The following is an 18280-nucleotide window of genomic DNA, read 5'->3' on the forward strand; positions in this document are numbered from 1 at the left end:
TGATGGGAAAGAAGTCTCACCTGCTGATGTCGCTCGCCTTGGTCGCTACCCTGATCACTGGCTGTTCCAGCACCAAACCCAAGGTTCCCGACGAACCGCCGGAAGTTCTGTACCAGAAAGCCCGCATCAAACTGGATACCGGCAACTACCTCAATGCCATCGAACTGCTGGAAGCGCTGGACTCTCGTTACCCGTTCGGTGCCTACTCAAACCAGGTTCAGCTCGATCTCATCTATGCCTACTACAAGCAGGATGATACCGCCCAGGCGATCGCCAACATCGACCGTTTTATCCGCCTGAACCCGGCGCACAAGAACATCGATTACGTCTTCTATATGCGCGGCCTGACCAACATGGCGGCGGATTACAACTTCTTCCAGGATTTCCTCGGCATCAATCGGGATGACAAGGACCCCTCCTACGCCCGTCAGGCCTTCCAGGACTTCAAGACCCTGCTGCAGAACTACCCCAACAGCAGCTATGCAGCCGATGCCCGTGCCCGCATGATCGGCCTGAAGAACCGTCTTGCCCGCTATGACCTGGGGGTAGCCGAGTACTACGTCAAGCGTGACGCCCTGATCGCCGCCGCCAACCGCGCCAAGCTGATCGTCGAGACCTATCCTGACACGATGGAAACCGAGAAGGCGCTGGAGATCATGGTCAACGCCTATGACACCCTGAAGATGCCGACCCTGGCCCAGCATGCCCGAGAAGTGCTGGCCAAAAACTACCCGGACAACCGTCTCGGTCGCGGCTGAGTAGCGAACGGACAATGAAAAACCGGAGCCACTGGCTCCGGTTTTTTTATGGCCGACGGCGGCACTCCGGGGTCACTGGTGCTTACCCTGCTGCTTGGCCCGCATGATGTTGATGATCTCGATGTCGGTATCCAGCATCCCCTCCCTGGAGAGGCGACCCAGGTTGGCGATGGTCTGGTCCACATCGTCCGAGACGATCCCCTCGCTCTGGGGCACGCGCAGATTGTTGATGGCCATCAGCGAGGATTTCACCGCCGCCGAGGTTGAGGTGGAGACCTTCATGGAGCAGGCGCTGCCGGCGCCGTCGCAGATGATGCCGGAAACATCCCCAATCATGTTGTTGATGCAGTGGCTGATCTGCTCGAACTGGCCCCCCAGCAGCCAGGTGATGGCGGCCCCCGATCCCATGGCGGCAGTGCTGGCTGCACACAGGGCGGAGAGTTTGTTCTGGTAAGCCTTGATGTAGATGGCCACCAGGTGGCTCATCACCAGGGCACGGGCCAGCTGCTCGTCATCGGCCTTGAGGAAGCGGGCGGCGGCGACCACCGGCATGGTGGCGGCAATGCCCTGGTTGCCGGAACCGGAGTTGGACATGGCGGGCAGCATGGCGCCATCCATCCGCGCATCGGAGGCGGCAGACGACAGGCGCATGGCCAGGGTCATCAGATCGTCGGAAAGCAGCTTGCGTTCCACCTGGTCGGTGAGGATCTTGCCGATGCGCAGGCCATAGCCCTGCAGCCCTTCGTCCGCCAGCGCCTGGTTCATGGTGGCCGCCTCGCGGATGAAGTCGATCTCGGCCAGCGGCACCTCCAGGGCGAAGGCCACGATCTCCTTCAGGGTCATGGCGGGCTTGTCGGCCTTGGCTGGCTGGATCTGCACCCCGGGGGCGCTGTCCTGCACCATCAACACCTCGCGATCCTTCTCCATCAGCACGATGCGGGTATGGTCGGTACAGATCACCACCCGGGCGCTGTGCCCCTCCACTTCGGCCAGCACCTCGGCGTAGAGCACGTCGGGCACATCCTTCACATCCACCTCTATGGTGGGCAGCAGCCCCTTGGCCGCCTCGACCTGATCCGGCGTGAGGCTCTTGAGCACCTCCAGCCCGGCATCCGGGTTGCCACCGGTGATGCCGACGGCGGCGGCCACCGGCAGGCCGATCATGCCGGTACCCGGCACCCCGACCCCCATGCCGTTCTTGAACAGATTGCCGCTGACCCAGACGCGGGTGCGAGTCGGTACCAGCCCCAGCAGCTTGCGGCAGTTGGCCGCCGCCAAGGCGACCGACATGGGCTCGGTGCAGCCGAGGGCCGGCACCACTTCACGCTTGAGCAGGGTAATAAAGTCGGTCCATTGTGCGTTCATTGCGATGTGTCTCATGTTCATGACGCCCGCGTGCGGGCTCGTCATTGTTGTTCGGCCAGTTCCGCCTTGTGATTGCGAATATGCAGGTAAACGGTATGGCGGGAGATGCCGAGCAGCTCGGCCACCAGTTGGGCGGCATCCTTGATCTCGAAGATGCCCATGTCGTAGAGCCGGTGCACGATCGCCTTGTTGCGCACGCTGCTGCCCAGCCCGGGATCCCTGTCCACCTTGGCGATCACCTGCGCCACCAGATCATCCACCGAGCTGGCGAAGGTCTCGGTGCCGTGGGCAGGGGGCACTGCGGGCGGGGCAAAGGTGTCGAGCAGGCTGCCAAGGGGCGTGTCCAGGCTGAAATTCACGCACAGCATACCGATGGGTTTGCCCTCGCGGTTGCTGATGGTGATGGACGAAGACTTCAGCAGGGTGCCCTCCCGGGAGCGGGAGAAATAGCTGCTCCACTGGCTGCCGGCGGCACTGTGCAACTTGTCGAGCGCAAAATCGGTGACCGGCGCTCCCTCCTGGCGGCCGGTGATGTGGCCGTTGGCAATCTTGATGACGGAGGCGTGCAGACTGTCAAAGGCGTGCAGCACCACCTCGCAGCCCGGGCCAAACAGGGCGGACAGCGCCGCCACCGCAGGCTCGAAGCTGGCGATCAGATGGCGCTCTTCATCGGTCAGTGTGCTGGCGTCGCGCAAGGGAGCTACCTCGGTCATGGGGTCATCCGGTCAACGTTGGGTAAGGATATTCACAGCGGACTCAAATAAAATTGAGCAAATCCGCTTTTTGCGCGGGCATTATGCCCGACTGGTGAGACAACACCACAAAATGTGAGCAAAATCACGACTGAAATGACAAAAAGGCCCCATGAGAGGCCTTTAAGGTGGTTTTTTGGTGCTTTGGCTCAACTTTAATTGAGCCAGGGCTCGTCAGTCAGTCCGGACAGGCAGGCACCACCGCCTGTCTGTTCCCTGCCACGGTCATCCACCCTGGTCATAAAAAAGGGGGCCGAAGCCCCCTTTTTGTCTCATCCGGTCAACGCTTACAGCGCCTTCAGGATGGCCTCGACGCTGGCCTTGGCATCGCCAAACAGCATCTGGGTGTTCTCCTTGAAGAACAGCGGGTTCTGGACACCGGCGTAGCCAGTGTTCATGGAGCGCTTGAAGCCGATGACGTTCTGCGCCTTCCACACTTCCAGCACCGGCATGCCGGCGATGGGGCTGCCCGGATCTTCCATGGCGGCCGGGTTGACGGTGTCGTTGGCACCGATCACCAGCACCACGTCGGTGTCGGCGAAGTCATCGTTGATCTCGTCCATTTCCAGCACGATGTCATAGGGGACTTTCGCTTCCGCCAGCAGCACGTTCATGTGACCAGGCAGACGACCGGCCACCGGGTGGATGCCGAAGCGCACCTTGACGCCGCGATCACGCAGCTTCTGGGTGATCTCGGCCACCGGGTACTGGGCCTGCGCCACCGCCATGCCGTAGCCCGGGGTGATGATGACGGAGCTGGCGTTTTTCAGCATGTCGGCCACGTCTTCGGCGTTGGTCTCGCGGTATTCGCCCAGCTCCTGCTCGGCGGTGGAGGCCACGCCGTCGGAGCCGAAGCCACCGGCGATCACGGAGATGAAGGAGCGGTTCATCGCCTTGCACATGATGTAGGAAAGGATGGCACCGGAGGAACCCACCAGGGCACCGGTGACGATCAGCAGGTCATTGGAAAGCATGAAGCCCGCCGCCGCCGCCGCCCAACCGGAGTAGGAGTTCAGCATGGAGACCACCACCGGCATGTCCGCACCACCGATGGAGGCGACCAGGTGCCAGCCGAAGGCGAAGGCGATCAGGGTCATCACCAGCAGGGCGAAGGTGGAGCCACCGGCATTGACGAAGTGGATCATCAGCGCGATGGAGACCACCACTGCCAGCAGGTTCAGCTTGTGGCGGTGCGGCAGCATCAGCGGCTTGGAAGAGATGAGGCCACGCAGCTTGCCGAACGCCACCACGGAACCGGTGAAGGTCACGGCACCGATGAAGACGCCCAGGAACACTTCCACCAGGTGGATGTTCAGCATGGCGCCGGAGAGGTGCTCGACCTGGGCGACGCTTGCCGCCTGCTCGAACGCCGCCCGGGCGGCTGCCAGGGTCGCATCCAGGTTGGAACCGACGGAGACCACCACTTCAGCGGGGGCGGAGGGGTGCAGATCGATGAAGCTGTTGAAGCCCACCAGCACCGCTGCCATGCCCACGAAGCTGTGCAGCACGGCCACCAGCTCCGGCATCTCGGTCATCTCGACCTTGAGGGCCAGACGCACGCCGATGGCGCCACCGATGGCCATGGCCAGGATGATCCAGTGGACGCCACTGGTTTCCGGGTTGAAGACGGTGGCGAGCAGGGCGATGGCCATCCCCGCGATACCGAACAGGTTGCCATGCTTGGCCGTTTCTTGCTTCGACAGTCCCGCGAGACTGAGGATGAAGAGCACGGCGGCAACGATATAGGATGCTGTTACCAGTCCTTGAGACACGTTAAACCCCCTTAATCCTTACGGAACATCTTCAGCATGCGCTGAGTGACGGTGAAGCCACCGAAGATGTTGATACTGGCAATCAGCACGGCGACAAAGGCCAGCACGGTGACCAGGGTCGACCCTTGTCCAATCTGCAACAGCGCACCGACCACGATGATGCCGGAGATGGCATTGGTGACCGACATCAGCGGCGTGTGCAGGGCGTGAGAGACGTTCCACACCACGTAGTAACCGACCACGCAGGCCAGGATGAAGACGGTGAAGTGGGAGAGGAAGGCGGCAGGCGCCACGGCGGCCACCCAACCGAAGGCGGCGATGCCGAGGGCACCGAACACGAACTTCTTGTTGGAGGGCTTGGCCTCTTCCTTCTTGGCGGCCGGTTTGGCGGCAGCGGGTTTCTGCGGGGCGGCAGAGACGGAGATGGCGGGGGGCGGGAAGGTCACTTCACCGGCCTGGACCACCGTCATGTTGCGCTGTACCACGTCTTCGAAGTCGATGGCGACGTTGCCGTCCTTCTCCTTGCACATCAGCTTCATCAGGTTCACCAGGTTGGTGCCGTAGAGCTGGGAGGATTGGGCAGGCAGGCGGCCCGGCAGATCGGTGTAACCGATCACCTTGACGCCGTTGTCAGTGACATGCAGTTCACCCGGTACCGTGTATTCGCAGTTGCCGCCGGCCTGGGCCGCCATGTCCACGATGACGGAGCCCGGCTTCATGCTGTCCACCATTTCCTTGGTGATGAGCTTGGGTGCCGGCTTGCCCGGGATCAGGGCGGTAGTGATGATGATGTCCACTTCCTTGGCCTGCTGGGCGAACAGCTCCATCTCGGCCTTGATGAACTCTTCGCTCATCACCTTGGCGTAACCGTCGCTGGAAGCGCCATCTTCGCCGCCGAAGTCCAGCTTGAGGAATTCCCCACCCATGGACTCGATCTGCTCGGCCACTTCCAGACGGGTATCGAAGGCACGCACGATGGCACCGAGGGAACCGGCGGTCCCGATGGCGGCCAGACCGGCCACACCGGCACCGATGACCAGCACCTTGGCGGGCGGTACTTTACCGGCGGCGGTGATCTGGCCGGTGAAGAAGCGACCGAACTGGTGCGCGGCTTCCACGACGGCGCGATAGCCACCGATGTTGGCCATGGAAGAGAGGGCGTCGAGGGACTGGGCACGGGAGATCCGCGGCACCATGTCCATCGCCATCACATTGATGTTGCGCTCGGAAAGCTTCTTGACCAGCTCGGGGTTCTGGGCGGGCCAGATGAAGCTCACCAGGGTGGCACCATCCTTAATTTGTGCGATTTCGGCCTCGGTCGGCGCGTTGACCTTGAAGACAAGGTCGGCTTGCCAGACGTTCGGTACCACGCTGGCACCGGCAGCCTCGAAGGCGGCATCATCGAAGCTGGCTCGCAGGCCGGCACCGGCCTCGATGGCAACCTCGAAGCCGAGCTTTTTCAGCTGCTCGACAGTGGCCGGGGTCGCTGCGACCCGGGTCTCACCGGCGAGACTCTCTCTCGGTATTCCAATCTGCATGACTATTCCCTGATGGTTAATAAACAATCATCGCCAAGTCTCTCATGTCTGAGGGGACAAGGCATGATCAAAGTGCAGGTCACGGGCCCTTTGTTATGAAAATCAGCAGGCTTCACCTCGACCTCCTGTCACGGTCAGGCCCCCGCTTTTCAGGCGCGAGGGTGATTAGTATCAAATTTTGGAGTTTTATTACAACCACGGCCCCGGGCGGGCGGGTACAGAATTCAGCCCATCCCGGACCATGATTAAAAAAAACAAACCAAATTAGGGGCTTATACCAGCAAAAAGCGCTAAAAAAAGTGATCCAACCAGTCAAAAAAAATGTTTAACCCGGCCTCTACCTTAGCGTTTTTTGTTCTTACGAAATCTGCCGTTGGCTCATCTGATGAGATGAAAAGGGAAAAAGTAACCATTTTGCAACGATCAGGGGGCCGCGTCCCCGCCTGCTGGCGGGCTCGGGCCCCCTGGTGCAACCGGGCCTTGGGCCCGGTTCAGGCGTGCTCTGCTTACCAGGCCGCCTCATAAATATGCCGGCTCTGGGCCAGGTCGATGTCGCCGTGCTCACCCAGGGCGGTCATGCCGTGCTCTTCGAGCTTGGCCAGCAGGGCGTCGATCCGGGCGTCGGCCACGTAATCCCGCAGCCGGGTCTTGATCCCCATCCGCTCGAAGAAGTCGCGGGTGGCGGCGATGGCACCGTCGATACGCGCCTCGTCACTGCCGCTGCGCAGATCCCAGACCCGCTCGGCGTATTGCAGCAGCTTGGCGCGCTTCTGCTCGCGCTTGGCCTGCAGCAGGGCGGGCAGCACCACCGCCAGGGTCTGGGCGTGGTCCAGACCGTGCAGGGCGGTGATCTCATGACCCAGCATGTGGGTGGCCCAGTCCTGGGGCACACCGGCTCCGATCAGGCCGTTCAGCGCCAGGGTGGCGCTCCACATGATGTTGGCACGCACGTCGTAGTTTTCCGGCTCCACCAGCGCCTTGGGCCCCTCTTCCGCCAGGGTCAGCAGCAGCCCTTCTGCGAAGCGATCCTGCACCTTGGCATCCACCGGGTAGGTGAGGTACTGCTCCAGGGTGTGGATGAAGGCATCCACTACCCCATTGGCCACCTGACGGGCGGGCAGGGTGTAGGTGAGCACGGGGTCGAGCACGGCGAAGCGCGGCATCACGAAGGGCGAGAAGAAGTGCTGCTTGTCCCCAGTGCTCTTGCGGGTGATGACGGCGCCCATGTTCATCTCGGAACCGGTGGCCGGCAGGGTCAGCACGCTGCCCAGAGGAATGGCGGAGGCCACCTCGCCCCCGACGGTCTCGAGGATGTGCCAGGGATCCCTGGCCGGATCGTAGTGAGCGGCCGCGGCGATGAACTTGGAGCCGTCCAGCACGGAGCCGCCACCCACTGCCAGCAGGAAGTCGATCTTCTCGGCGCGGGCCAGTTCGACGGCACCCATCAGGGTCTCGTAGGTGGGGTTGGGCTCGATGCCGCCAAATTCAAACAGGGTCAGGCCGGCCAGCTCGCTGCGGATCTGGTCCAGCAGGCCGCTGCGCACCACGCTGCCACCGCCGTAGGTGACGAGGATACGGGCGTCGCTGGGGATCTGGCCGCGCAGCTGGGCCACCTGGCCCTTGCCGAACAGCACCTTGGTGGGGGTGTGCAGGATGAAGTTGTTCATGGGATCTCCCGGGGTGGTCGTAGTCGGTAAGGTATGGGTTGCATTTTTCTCTTATAACCACCTACCATCAAGGGAACTTTCTGCCGATTTCTTGCCTATTTCTACTGAGCCTAGATAAATGAGTACAAATCAGCCCATCGCGGCGACCCACCAGTCCGCCCTCGCCAGCCGACTCGCCGCCCTGGCCCCCCACCCGGGGATCACCGCCGCCCCCGTGCCCGGCGTGCACCTCATCTACACCACGGAGCATCACGACCGCATCCCGGTGCTCTACCGCCCGCGCATGATCATCATCCTGCAGGGGCACAAGGTGGGCTATCTCTCGGACTTCACCTTCCGCTACGACCCCGAGCACTACCTGATGATGACCCTGCCGCTGCCCTGCGAGTGCGAGTGCTTCGCCTCCCCCGAATCCCCCCTGGTGGGGCTCTCGGTGGAGATCGACGTGGCGGCGCTGCAGGCCCTGCTGCTGGAGATGGGGGACGCGGCCCCCGCCCCGGCGGAGCAGGGTCGCGGCGTGGTCTCAGTGCCCCTCTCCGAGACCATGCTCTGCGCGGTGGAGCGCCTCATCGACGTGATGGACAAACCGCTCCACGCCCGGGTGCTGGGGCCCCAGACCGTTCGCGAGATCCTGTTCCACGCCCTGCACGAAGGGGGGGCCCCCGCCCTGCTGGCCATGGCCAGCCGTCACAGCCAGGTGAGCCAGATAGCCCGGGTGCTGCGTATCATGGAGCAGCGCTTTACCGAGAACCTGACGGTGGAGGAGCTGGCCCGGGAGGCAAACATGAGCATCTCGGCCTTCCACCACCACTTCAAGGCGGCCACCGCCACCTCGCCCCTGCAGTACATCAAGACCCTGCGCCTGCACCGGGCGCGGCTGATGATGCTGCACGACGGCCTCAAGGCCGGGGTGGCGGCGGACAAGGTAGGCTACGAGAGCTGCTCCCAGTTCAGCCGCGAATACAAACGCTTCTTTGGCAACACCCCGAGCGAACACGCGGCACGCTTCCGCTCGGGACAACTGCGTATCGTGGAGGGATGACATGCGCACACTGATCCTGCTCGTTCTGACCCTGCTGGCCACCGCCTGCACCGGCATTCCGCCGGGGCACCAGGTGGTCAAGCCCTTCCAGCTCGACCGCTACCTGGGCACCTGGTACGAGGTGGCCCGCCTCGATCACGGTTTCGAGCGCGGCCTGAACCGGGTCACCGCCACCTACAGCCTGCGGGATGACGGCGGTGTCAGGGTGATCAACCGGGGGCAGGACGAACAGGGGGAATGGCGCGAGGCCGAGGGGCGCGCCTACTTCGTGGGCGACAGCGACGAGGGGCGCCTCAAGGTGAGCTTCTTCGGCCCCTTCTACGGCAGCTACAACGTACTGGCGACGGACTATGACCTCTCTCTGGTGAGCAGTTACAACCTCCAGTACCTCTGGATCCTCTCCCGCACGCCCCATCCCCCCAAAGAGAAGGTAGAGGCCCTGGTCGAGCGAGCCCGGGGGCTCGGCTTTGCCACCGACCGGCTGATCTGGGTCAGCCAGGATCCGGCGGGGAACGCCCCATGAGGATCTTCCAGGCCACCCCCGGGGACATTCCCCGGGTCACCCCCCTGTTCGTGGAATACCGGGCGTTCTACCGGCTGCCTGCCCGGCCCGAGGCCGCCGAAGCCTTCCTGCTGGAGCGCTGCACCGCCGGGGAGTCGGTGCTCTTCGTGGCCCAGAGCGAGGCGGGAGAGGTGCTGGGATTTGCACACCTCTATCCCCTGTTCTGCTCCCTCGCCCTGAAGCCCATCTGGCTGCTGTACGATCTGTTCGTGGCGCCGGCGGCCCGCCAGCAGGGGGTGGCCCAGGCGCTGCTGGCGCGGGCCGATCGCCACGGCCAGGAGACGGGCGCCGCCTTCCTGATGCTGAGCACCGCCACCGACAACCGGCAGGCTCAGGCCCTCTACGAAGGGCACGGCTACCAGCGGGACAACGAGTTCTACAGCTACATCAAGCCCCTCTGAGCCCCTGGCCTGGCCGATTGCCGGGCCAGGACCCGGCATTATTCAGCGGGTGCGTGGCGAAATAATATCCATACACAGGATGAATAAAGGCGACCCCGGGGTCGCCTTTGTCACATCCGGGTCGCAGCCTAGGCTGTGTTCTCAAAATGCTGGTTTTCTGTCCACACATAACTCGCGCAAGTAGCGAAGGCAGAAAGCCAGTTTGATAAAGGCTGCAAAACTCTTGGCTAGCTTTTCATATCTCGTTGAAAACCGGCGAAACTTCTTCAACCAACCGAAGCACCGCTCCACGACATTGCGCCTGCGGTAATGCACCTTGTCCAGTACCAATGGACGCCCCTTATGGCGCCGTTGCTGGTCGCTGCGTTGCGGAATAACCGCTTTTATCCTTCTCCGCCGTAGCTCGGCTCGAAAGGCTTTGCTGCTATAGGCCTTGTCTGCGGCAAGATGCGCTGGCCGTGTTCGGTAGCGACCTGATGACGTTGGTATCCTCGCCATGGCCAACGCGCTTGTTGCATAGCTGATTTCTGCTGATTGCCCCGGTGACAGGCAGAAGCTCAGTAGTAAGCCATGACCGTCCGTGACCAAGTGAATTTTGCTGCCGAAACCTCCCCGCGAACGGCCAAGGGCTTGATTCATTGAGGTGTTTTTTTACGTGCACCGGCAGCATCTTTGGATGCTCTGACATTGGAGCCGTCCAGGCACCACAGGTCGAAATCGAAGAGCCCTTCTTCATTGAGCTTGAGTTGCAGCGCTTCCAGAATGGCATCAATCCGGCCTGCATCCTGCCAACGCCGGAAGGTGTTGTAGACCGAATTCCATGGTCCGAAACGTTCTGGAAGGTCTCGCCAAGGAGCTCCGGTGTGGAGTATCCAGAGAATGCCATCGAGCACTTGGCGCGGTTCACGGGTAGGGCGCCCGATCAGGCTTCGAGAAGGAAACTGGGGCTCGATAAGCCCCCATTGTGCATCAGTCAGCTGATAACGGCGGGACACGGAATGGATCTTAAGCTGTTGAGAAGATGTGAGATTATATCCTCATCACTTTAAGAACACAGCCTAGAGCCGGAAGCGCCCGATCTCCTGCTCCAGCCGCTCGGTGAGAGACTTGAGCTGGGCCGCCTGGGCGGCCTCTTCGCCGGCCTGGGCCGCCAGCGCCTGGGAGACGTGGCGGATATTCTCGGTGTTGCGGCTGATCTCGCCGGTCACCGAGGTCTGCTCCTCGGCCGCCGCCGCGATCTGGGTCGCCATGTCGCTGATGGCGCCGATGGCCTCGTTGATCCTGCCCAGGCTGAGATTCGCCGCTTCGGCGTCCTCCACGCTGGTGCCCGCCAGCTGGCGACTGGTCTCCATGCCGCCCACCGCCTTGCGGGTGGTCTGCTGCAACGCCTCGATCATCTGCTGGATCTCGGCGGTGGAGTCGTGGGTGCGGCGCGACAGCACCCGCACCTCGTCCGCCACCACGGCAAAGCCGCGCCCCTGCTCCCCGGCCCGGGCCGCCTCGATGGCGGCGTTCAGGGCCAGCAGATTGGTCTGCTCGGCGATGCCGCTGATGGTGGCCAGAATGCCGCTGATCTGCTGGGCGTGACCATCCAGCTCGTGGATGGTCTGGCTGGCGTCGGAGACCTCCCCCGCCAGCCCCGTGATGCTGCGCTGGCTCTGGCCGACCTGGGACTGGCCGGCCACCGCGAGGCGCACCGCATCGCCGGCGGTGTTGGCGGCAAACTCGGCGTTGCCAGCGATCTCCTGGGTGGCGGAGGCCATCTCGGTTACCGCGGTCGCCACCATGACGATCTCGTCCTGCTGCTGGCGCACCCGCTGGCTGCGGGCCTCGGCCCCCGCCGCCTGGGTGCGGGACTGGGCCGCCAGCTCGACGGTGACGCCCCGCAACCGGCTGACGATGCCGTGCAGTCGCGCCACGAACTGGTTGAAGTTCTGGGCCAGCTGCCCCACCTCATCCTGGCTGCGGGTGGCGATCTGCACCGTGAGATCCCCCTCCCCGTGGGCGATGTCGGCGAGCGCCCTGGAGACCCGTCCCAGATCCGCGAACAGGTAGTTGAACATGGCGATGAGCAGGGCACCGAACACCAGCAGCAGTACCAGGGTCAGCCCCACCAGTTGCCACAACAGGGAGGCGAGCGGCGCCTCCAGCACCTCCTTGTACATCACCATGGCGAGCAGCCAGTCGGTGCCGGGCACGCCTTGCACCGAAAGCAGCACCTCGCGCCCGTTCAGGTTGGCGCCGTGCAGTTCACCGTCGCGGCTCCACGCATCCAGCGCCGCTCCGGTGAGACCGGGATCCAGCTCCGCCACCTGCTTGAGCGCCAGCTCCTTGTTCGGGTGGCCGACGATGAGGCCGGTGCGGTCGAGCAGCATGGCGTAGCCCTCTCCCTGCACCTTCATGGCCAGCACCTCGTCGATGAGGGCGTCGAGGGAGAGATCCGCCCCGGCCACCCCGATCACCCGGCCCTGGTGGCTCACCGGCTCGGCCAGGGTCACCACCATCTGCTGCATGGTCACGCTGACATAGGGCGGCGTGACGATGAGCTTGCCCGCCTTGTCGGCGTTCTGGTACCAGGGGCGGGCCCTGGGGTCATAGTTGGCGGTGTTGAGGGCGGGATCGTGGCGGGTCATCTCCCCCTGCGCCGAACCAAAATAGGTGAGGCCGAAACCGCCGGAGGTGCGGGTCTGCAACAGGTGGGGCACCAGGGCCGTGTCGGGGTCGCGCGCAATGACAGCGGCCAGGGCGTCGACCGCGTGCTTGCGATCCTCAAGCCAGTTGCCGATGGCCACCGAGTGGGCGTGGCCGTAGTTGACCGCCTCGCTCTGGATGGCGTCAAGGGTGCGGGATTTGAGGGTGTGGAAGGCGACAATACCGAGCAGGGCTGCCATCAGCAGCACTACCCCCAGGCTGGCCGCGAGCAGCTTGCCGCGCAACGAGAGAGTCATGACAACGAATCCTTGTGGTAGCCGGGGGCCGGGAATACCCCCATCTTGGTAGTTCTATCGGCACAATGATGAACGGTCTTTAGTGAATCCTGATATTTTTTCATCTATCAACAACAGAACGCACTACCAGCAACAGACTGTTCACTATTCCATGCTGACACCCGCAGGCACCACAAGGCCGCCCGAAGGCGGCCATGAGGTCAGGTCGCGGATGACGGGCAGGCACCGGCAGAGCAGGTCAGCGCCCGCTGACCTGTCTCTTGAGGGCGGTTTCAGGTGCCTGCAAAGAGGGTTGGCGGGCAGGGTTGAGCATCCATCAGGAACCGAGCTGGTACTCCCCCTGTTGCCCCCCTCTCGACAACGTGGGCTGTGCTAGATTGGGTATCCCGTTTTCAAGGAGAGCCCGCTGCCATGCCACGAAATATCGAGATCAAAGCCCGCTTAGCCGGGCAATGCTGTTCACTTAAGAGAATTTGAGTTCCAGTCTACGTAGTATCAGGACAAAAAACCGAGGGAGGCATGATGCCTCCCTCTTTCTATTGCAAGCCCCGCTGGATAAAGGCTGGAGGAAGATCGACTGGACACAGCCTTGCCCCCTCAACTCAAATCCAATTTATGAATAATCAGTCAAAAAAGTGCTTATCTGAACAGCATTGCGCTTAGCCGGGGTCGATGACCTTATCCCCAGAGCCGCGGCCATCGCCGACAAGGGCCCCGTCGACATCGCCCAGGACGATACCTTCTTTCGCTGTGAATCGGGCCGCTTCAAATTGCGGACGCTCTCCCCTTCGGCAGGCCAGCTCATCTTCTACCGCAGGCCTGATCAACAGGGTCCGAAGGAGAGCTACTACCACATCACGCCAACGAACGAGCCGGACAAGCTGCGGGAAACGCTCACCCTGGCTTGCGGCCAGATTGGCAGAGTGCGAAAACAGCGGACCCTGTTTCTGGTGGGCAGAACCCGGATCCATCTCGACCGGGTTGAAGGGCTGGGTCACTTCCTCGAACTGGAAGTGGTGCTGGAAGATGACGAACCGCGCGAGGTGGGGATGCAGGAAGCTCACGACATCATGGCGCGTCTCAGTATCGAGCACTCCCGGTTGATCGAAGGCGCCTATCTGGATCTCCTGCTGCAACGACGACCCTGAGGGATTCACAACAGCGAGGCCGCCCGAAGGCGGCCTCGTACCATCAGGGAGCAGGGTTATGTCACCCGCGCCAGCGCCGTGTTGATCCTCAGGTTGGTCGCCTCCAGCCCCGGCTGCTGGCCGTAAAAGTCGAACGCCAGCTCGACCCCGGGGCGAAACAGCAGGCAGTGGGTGGAGCCGCCGAAGTGGAACATGCCGAGCTGCTCCCCCTTCGCGATCCGCTGCCCCGGCTGCACCGTCACCTCGCAGCTCGACACCTCCGCCATGCCCACCGGCACCACGCACATCAGGCCGATTTTGGGGTTGTCCGCCTCGATGAAGATGAGTGCCCGGGTCGCCACCGCGGTGAGGAAGGGCTGGGACTGGTTCGGGGCGCTGGGGTCGGGCCCCGCCGGGCTGTCGAAACCCTGGTGGCGGTTGGCCAGGTAGTAGCTGCCGTTGACCACCTTGACCGAGCGCACCGTGCCGCTCACCGGGCTGTGCCAGCGGTGATAGCTGAGGGCGCTGAGGAAGGCCTGATAGAGGGTGCCCCCCTCGAACGCGGCGGCGCGCGGGTCGAAGTCCAGCAGGTTGTCCAGAGAATAGGGCTGCCCCTTGAGCCAGAAGGCGTCCTGCCGCCTTACCCCTGTCACCACCTGCAGCGGGGCCGACTCGCAGGCGTTGGCGATCACGCTGTCATCGTCCGGGGCCGTCACCGGCCGCACGCCGGGGCAGAAGCGGCGGGTGAAGAAGTCGTCCCAGCTGGCGAAGCCCTCGTATTCCTCTCCCGGCGCGGTGTGGAAGATCCCCTCGAAGCGCTCTGGGGTGGGGTTGTCGCCGGCCCCGAGCGCCCCCTGCGCCACCTTGACCATCTCCCGTTTCGCCACCTCCCCGAGCCAGGGGACGATCAGGGTCTGGCGATCCAGGGGGCTCACCGACTCGGTCAGCACATAGCGGGACGCGGGACCTTGCAGGAAATCGGCCCAGTAGCCGAGGATCTTGCGCAGTTGCTGGTTCACCAGCGCATTGGCGAAGAAGTCGTACCCGGCGGCCGTCGCCATGGGCCAGTTGAGCAGGGCATTGATGGGGAATCCGATCAGCCCGGCGGGCTCCTGGGTCTGCACATTCTGATAGGCTTCCGGGGCCGTGGTCATGATGCCGTTGAGCAGCTGCAGGAACTCATCGAAGCTGCGCACCTGGACCTGACCGAGCGGCGTGCTGTGCTCATGCTGCCACGCCTCGTCAAACATCCCCTGGGCCTGCTGATGCAGGAGGGGATCCTGCTCCACCAGCGCCTTCAATCCGGCGATCGGGGCCACCAGCGGGCGAGGCTGGCGGGTGACCGCCTGACGCAGCCGCTGTACCCAGCGCGCCACATGGGCCTGATCCCGGGGGACCCAGCCACCGGCATGGGCATGGGGGTGACGCGTATCCACTGCCTTGTTCATCGCTCTCTCCTTGTTGAAGCGCCTTGGGCCCGCCGGATGCGATGCGCCTGAAGGCGCCATCTGGCAGGAAGCAAGATGTAGCACAGGGGAAAAGCGGCCTCCATTGACAGAAATGGCAGCGGCGAAGCGGAGAAAAAGAGGCTAACGGAGGCGGTGGCAAACGCCGCAAATGCGAAAGGCCAGCTCAATGAGCTGGCCTTTCTGAAAAATGGCAGGGGCGGCAGGACTCGAACCCGCAACCATCGGTTTTGGAGACCGCTGTTCTACCAATTGGAACTACGCCCCTGCAACAAACGAGGCGTAGTATACAAAGCGGAGGTCAAAGGTAAAGGCTTTTTTTCTCACTTTCGATGCGATCGAACAAATGACGAGCAGATCCCCGCAATTCCAACAAGGAGCGGGGGTAAGCTGCTGTATTTGCAGCCCCGACGGGGTAGGAATGGGACACAAATGGGGGTAGGGTGAAACCAGGCTCAGGGAGGCTGCCCATGCTCAATTACCGACTGCTGCAACAGCTTGCGCCCCTCAACTTCCGGGATGAGCGCAAGACGGAGACCCTGGACGACTATCTGGACAGAGTCTCTCCCCTGGTGCCCTCCATACCCTCCAATGTGCTCGCCCAGTGGATTTACCGCCATTGGCGCGGTTTTGAATCCAACTGGAGCTTTATCGATCTCGCCAGCCACCAGTTCGAGTGCGAGCACTGGCCCACCGCGCAGATTATCGAGCAGATAGACTCCCGCCACATGGAGGTGATCGATCGCTGGGGCGAGATGCTGCGCAGCAACCGCTACGTGCGCCGCTCCTGGCTCGGCGATGACATGCTGCACCGGGGAACCTGGTCCGAGCCTGTCATCGTCCTCGCCACCGCCCCGGGCACCTGCTACCCGGACGGTCACCCCCTGCCCCATCCCTACTGCCTGCTGGAGGGGCACCACAGACTCGGCTACCTGCGCAGCATGGCCGCCGATAGCGCTCCCTTGCAGGCGCAGCACGCACTCTGGATTTGTCGACCCGTTCGCGACACTTAAACGTTTTTCTGGCCAAATCCTGCCTCTGAAATAAATTTTTGACAATTCAAAAACCAGCCCTATAATCGGTGCGGTTTTGAAAAAGGTCGGGACAGGACAATGCCGTTTTTGATGAAAAAAGCAGCCTTGCAGACGGGTGGAGCGCACCAGAGCGGCCCCGTTGTTTCCGGTTCCCGTCCCACAGATCCCCCGTTTTTTTTGAAAAGAGCCCCTGTTTCAGGGGCTTTTTTTTGTGCCGGAAAAACCTTCATTGATGCCAAAGGGAATGCAGACGATGACCAATCCACTCTATAACAAACACGTCATCTCCATCTCGGATCTGACCCGGTCCGACATGGAACTGGTGGTCGCCACCGCACAGCGGTTGAAGGCCGAACCCGACAGCCGCCTGCTGAAAGACAAGCTGGTCGCCAGTTGCTTCTTCGAAGCCTCCACCCGCACCCGTCTCTCCTTCGAGACCGCGGTCCAGCGCCTGGGCGGCAACATCATCGGCTTCGCCGACGGCGGCAACACCAGCGCCAAGAAGGGCGAGACTCTGGCCGACTCCATCAAGATCATCAGCTCCTACACCGATGCGGTGGTGATGCGCCACCCGAAGGAAGGGGCAGCCCGTCTGGCCTCCGAGTTCTCCCGGGTGCCGGTCATCAACGGCGGTGACGGCTCCAACCAGCATCCCACCCAGACCCTGCTCGACCTCTTCTCCATCCACGAGACCCAAGGCAAGCTGGACGGCCTCAACGTCGCCTTCGTCGGTGACCTGAAGTACGGCCGCACCGTCCACTCCCTGGCCCAGGCCCTGAGCCTGTTCAACTGCCGCTTCTTCTTCATCTCCCCTGAGGCGCTGGCCATGCCGGACTACCTCTGCGAGGAGCTGGAAGAGAAGGGCATCCGCTTCAGCGTGCACGAGACCATGGAAGAGGTGATGCCGGAGCTCGACATCCTCTACATGACCCGCGTCCAGAAGGAGCGCTTCGACGAGACCGAGTACAAGCACATGGCCGCCAAGTTCGTGCTGGAGCTGGCGACCCTGGAAGGGGCCAAGCCCACCATGAAGATCCTCCATCCCCTGCCCCGGGTTGACGAGATCGAGGTCGCCGTCGACAAGACCCACCACGCCTACTACTTCCAGCAGGCGGAGAACGGGGTCTATGCCCGCCAGGCACTGCTGGCACTGGTACTGAACGAAACCGTATAAGGGAAAGGGGAACATCATGTCCGAGAAGAACCAACTGCAAGTCGAAGCCATCCGCCACGGCTCCGTCATCGACCACGTCCCCGCCGGCCAGGGCATCAAGATCCTCAAGCTGTTCCAGCTGATCGAGACCCAGGAGCGGATCACCGTCGGCTTCAACCTCAAATCCGGCGCCCTCGGCAAGAAGGATCTCATCAAGATCGAGAACACCCGTCTGACCGAGCAGCAGGCCAACCAGCTCGCCCTGTTCGCCCCCAAGGCCACCGTCAACATCATCGAAGACTTCGTGGTGGTGAAGAAGCACCAGCTGGCGCTGCCGGAGTTCATCGAAGGGGTCTTCCACTGCCCCAACTCCAACTGCATCTCCCACAACGAACCGGTGGAGAGCTACTTCCGGGTGCGCGAGGTGAAAGGGGCGGTGCGGATGAAGTGCAAATACTGCGAGAAGTCCTTCACCCAGGACATCGTCAGCGAACGCTACTGATTTCCTGCCGACAAAGGATATCCATGTGGGCCCCGTCGGGCCCATTTTTGAGGTTCATCGCGGCTTTCCGGGGAAGGCCGCCTTGATTTTCAGAAAAAAGTATTCTGAGTCCCTAAATCCATATGCCATACGCTTTATCACTTTGATCTTGTTGTTCACCCCTTCCAGCACACTCGTGTGCATCGGGTAGTTT

General features: G+C 62.5%; 17 protein-coding genes and 1 tRNA gene. 8 read left to right on the forward strand and 10 right to left on the reverse strand.

Annotated elements, in window-relative coordinates:
- Positions 1 to 2: 2 nt before the first annotated feature.
- Positions 3 to 758 carry an outer membrane protein assembly factor BamD gene (locus MUW49_RS19880; RefSeq protein WP_029314864.1) on the forward strand — a complete coding sequence of 252 codons (756 nt, stop codon included), beginning with the start codon at positions 3 to 5 and terminating at the stop codon, positions 756 to 758.
- A 72-nt stretch (positions 759 to 830) separates the two neighbouring features.
- On the opposite strand, the gene MUW49_RS19885 is transcribed toward MUW49_RS19880, so the two are convergent.
- The 5 genes from MUW49_RS19885 to yqhD form a co-directional block, all read right to left on the reverse strand.
- The gene (locus MUW49_RS19885; protein WP_161957724.1) at positions 831 to 2138 is read right to left on the reverse strand and encodes an L-serine ammonia-lyase, iron-sulfur-dependent, subunit alpha; all 1308 of its coding nucleotides are present in this window, start codon (positions 2136 to 2138) and stop codon (positions 831 to 833) included.
- 26 nt (positions 2139 to 2164) lie between these two features.
- Positions 2165 to 2836: a PAS domain-containing protein gene (locus MUW49_RS19890; protein ID WP_025202524.1), complete on the reverse strand. Its 672-nt coding sequence runs from the start codon at positions 2834 to 2836 to the stop codon at positions 2165 to 2167.
- A 326-nt stretch (positions 2837 to 3162) separates the two neighbouring features.
- Positions 3163 to 4647 (reverse strand): Re/Si-specific NAD(P)(+) transhydrogenase subunit beta, encoded by a 1485-nt coding sequence (gene pntB, locus MUW49_RS19895; protein ID WP_010675995.1) that lies wholly within the window; start codon positions 4645 to 4647, stop codon positions 3163 to 3165.
- An 11-nt stretch (positions 4648 to 4658) separates the two neighbouring features.
- Positions 4659 to 6185, reverse strand: coding sequence for a Re/Si-specific NAD(P)(+) transhydrogenase subunit alpha (locus MUW49_RS19900; protein WP_010675996.1), 1527 nt, complete (start codon positions 6183 to 6185; stop codon positions 4659 to 4661).
- A gap of 506 nt (positions 6186 to 6691) precedes the next feature.
- Positions 6692 to 7852, reverse strand: a complete 1161-nt coding sequence (gene yqhD, locus MUW49_RS19905) for an alcohol dehydrogenase (protein WP_010675997.1) — start codon at positions 7850 to 7852, stop codon at positions 6692 to 6694.
- A gap of 118 nt (positions 7853 to 7970) precedes the next feature.
- Here yqhD and MUW49_RS19910 point away from each other — a divergent pair, with 118 nt between their 5' ends.
- From MUW49_RS19910 to MUW49_RS19920, 3 genes are read left to right on the forward strand one after another with little or no spacing between them, the layout of a single operon-like run.
- A complete protein-coding gene (locus MUW49_RS19910; RefSeq protein ID WP_113978604.1) occupies positions 7971 to 8894 on the forward strand; it encodes an AraC family transcriptional regulator in 924 nt (307 codons plus the stop codon).
- A 1-nt stretch (position 8895) separates the two neighbouring features.
- On the forward strand, positions 8896 to 9417 hold the full coding sequence (locus MUW49_RS19915; RefSeq protein WP_039039627.1) for a lipocalin family protein: 522 nt from the start codon (positions 8896 to 8898) through the stop codon (positions 9415 to 9417).
- A complete protein-coding gene (locus tag MUW49_RS19920; protein ID WP_042015636.1) occupies positions 9414 to 9857 on the forward strand; it encodes a GNAT family N-acetyltransferase in 444 nt (147 codons plus the stop codon). The genes MUW49_RS19915 and MUW49_RS19920 overlap by 4 nt, the downstream gene beginning before the upstream one ends.
- Positions 9858 to 9998: 141 nt before the next feature.
- On the opposite strand, the gene MUW49_RS19925 is transcribed toward MUW49_RS19920, so the two are convergent.
- A protein-coding gene (locus tag MUW49_RS19925) for an IS5 family transposase (RefSeq protein WP_244813112.1) occupies positions 9999 to 10852 on the reverse strand; the annotation gives its coding sequence in 2 pieces (ribosomal slippage) (positions 9999 to 10510 and positions 10510 to 10852; 855 coding nt in all).
- A gap of 63 nt (positions 10853 to 10915) precedes the next feature.
- Positions 10916 to 12805: a methyl-accepting chemotaxis protein gene (locus MUW49_RS19930; protein ID WP_210538334.1), complete on the reverse strand. Its 1890-nt coding sequence runs from the start codon at positions 12803 to 12805 to the stop codon at positions 10916 to 10918.
- A gap of 653 nt (positions 12806 to 13458) precedes the next feature.
- Here MUW49_RS19930 and MUW49_RS19935 point away from each other — a divergent pair.
- Positions 13459 to 13953 carry a class IV adenylate cyclase gene (locus MUW49_RS19935; protein WP_244813113.1) on the forward strand — a complete coding sequence of 165 codons (495 nt, stop codon included), beginning with the start codon at positions 13459 to 13461 and terminating at the stop codon, positions 13951 to 13953.
- A 56-nt stretch (positions 13954 to 14009) separates the two neighbouring features.
- Here MUW49_RS19935 and MUW49_RS19940 read toward each other — a convergent pair whose 3' ends face one another.
- Entirely contained in the window at positions 14010 to 15380 is a 1371-nt protein-coding gene (locus MUW49_RS19940; RefSeq protein ID WP_210538333.1) for a phosphatidylserine decarboxylase family protein, read from the reverse strand.
- A gap of 209 nt (positions 15381 to 15589) precedes the next feature.
- Positions 15590 to 15666, reverse strand: a tRNA-Trp gene (locus MUW49_RS19945).
- Positions 15667 to 15868: 202 nt separating this feature from the next.
- Between MUW49_RS19945 and MUW49_RS19950 the strand changes: the two genes are divergently transcribed.
- From MUW49_RS19950 to pyrI, 3 genes are all read left to right on the forward strand, one after another.
- The gene (locus MUW49_RS19950) at positions 15869 to 16411 is read left to right on the forward strand and encodes a hypothetical protein (RefSeq protein ID WP_210538332.1); all 543 of its coding nucleotides are present in this window, start codon (positions 15869 to 15871) and stop codon (positions 16409 to 16411) included.
- Between the two features lie 274 nt (positions 16412 to 16685).
- Positions 16686 to 17606, forward strand: coding sequence for an aspartate carbamoyltransferase (pyrB, locus tag MUW49_RS19955; protein WP_161957725.1), 921 nt, complete (start codon positions 16686 to 16688; stop codon positions 17604 to 17606).
- A 16-nt stretch (positions 17607 to 17622) separates the two neighbouring features.
- The gene (gene pyrI, locus MUW49_RS19960) at positions 17623 to 18087 is read left to right on the forward strand and encodes an aspartate carbamoyltransferase regulatory subunit (RefSeq protein ID WP_010676006.1); all 465 of its coding nucleotides are present in this window, start codon (positions 17623 to 17625) and stop codon (positions 18085 to 18087) included.
- A gap of 54 nt (positions 18088 to 18141) precedes the next feature.
- Here the strand turns inward: pyrI and MUW49_RS19965 are convergent.
- Positions 18142 to 18280: transposase (locus tag MUW49_RS19965; protein ID WP_210537942.1), on the reverse strand; the 139-nt coding region annotated here is incomplete at its 5' end.

Source organism: Aeromonas sp. LsrichE-8G (genome assembly GCF_022869435.1).
GTDB classification, from domain to species: domain Bacteria; phylum Pseudomonadota; class Gammaproteobacteria; order Enterobacterales; family Aeromonadaceae; genus Aeromonas; species Aeromonas caviae.

Excerpts from the sequence above, each read along its gene's own strand:
- MUW49_RS19950 (WP_210538332.1), top strand. The coding sequence starts at position 15,869 with ATGCTCAATTACCGACTGCTGCAACAGCTTGCGCCCCTCAACTTCCGG.
- MUW49_RS19880 (WP_029314864.1), top strand. The coding sequence starts at position 3 with ATGGGAAAGAAGTCTCACCTGCTGATGTCGCTCGCCTTGGTCGCTACC.
- MUW49_RS19890 (WP_025202524.1), bottom strand. The coding sequence starts at position 2,836 with ATGACCGAGGTAGCTCCCTTGCGCGACGCCAGCACACTGACCGATGAA.
- MUW49_RS19920 (WP_042015636.1), top strand. The coding sequence starts at position 9,414 with ATGAGGATCTTCCAGGCCACCCCCGGGGACATTCCCCGGGTCACCCCC.
- MUW49_RS19910 (WP_113978604.1), top strand. The coding sequence starts at position 7,971 with ATGAGTACAAATCAGCCCATCGCGGCGACCCACCAGTCCGCCCTCGCC.
- MUW49_RS19940 (WP_210538333.1), bottom strand. The coding sequence starts at position 15,380 with ATGAACAAGGCAGTGGATACGCGTCACCCCCATGCCCATGCCGGTGGC.
- yqhD (WP_010675997.1), bottom strand. The coding sequence starts at position 7,852 with ATGAACAACTTCATCCTGCACACCCCCACCAAGGTGCTGTTCGGCAAG.
- MUW49_RS19885 (WP_161957724.1), bottom strand. The coding sequence starts at position 2,138 with ATGAGACACATCGCAATGAACGCACAATGGACCGACTTTATTACCCTG.
- MUW49_RS19930 (WP_210538334.1), bottom strand. The coding sequence starts at position 12,805 with ATGACTCTCTCGTTGCGCGGCAAGCTGCTCGCGGCCAGCCTGGGGGTA.
- MUW49_RS19900 (WP_010675996.1), bottom strand. The coding sequence starts at position 6,185 with ATGCAGATTGGAATACCGAGAGAGAGTCTCGCCGGTGAGACCCGGGTC.
- pyrI (WP_010676006.1), top strand. The coding sequence starts at position 17,623 with ATGTCCGAGAAGAACCAACTGCAAGTCGAAGCCATCCGCCACGGCTCC.
- pyrB (WP_161957725.1), top strand. The coding sequence starts at position 16,686 with ATGACCAATCCACTCTATAACAAACACGTCATCTCCATCTCGGATCTG.
- MUW49_RS19915 (WP_039039627.1), top strand. The coding sequence starts at position 8,896 with ATGCGCACACTGATCCTGCTCGTTCTGACCCTGCTGGCCACCGCCTGC.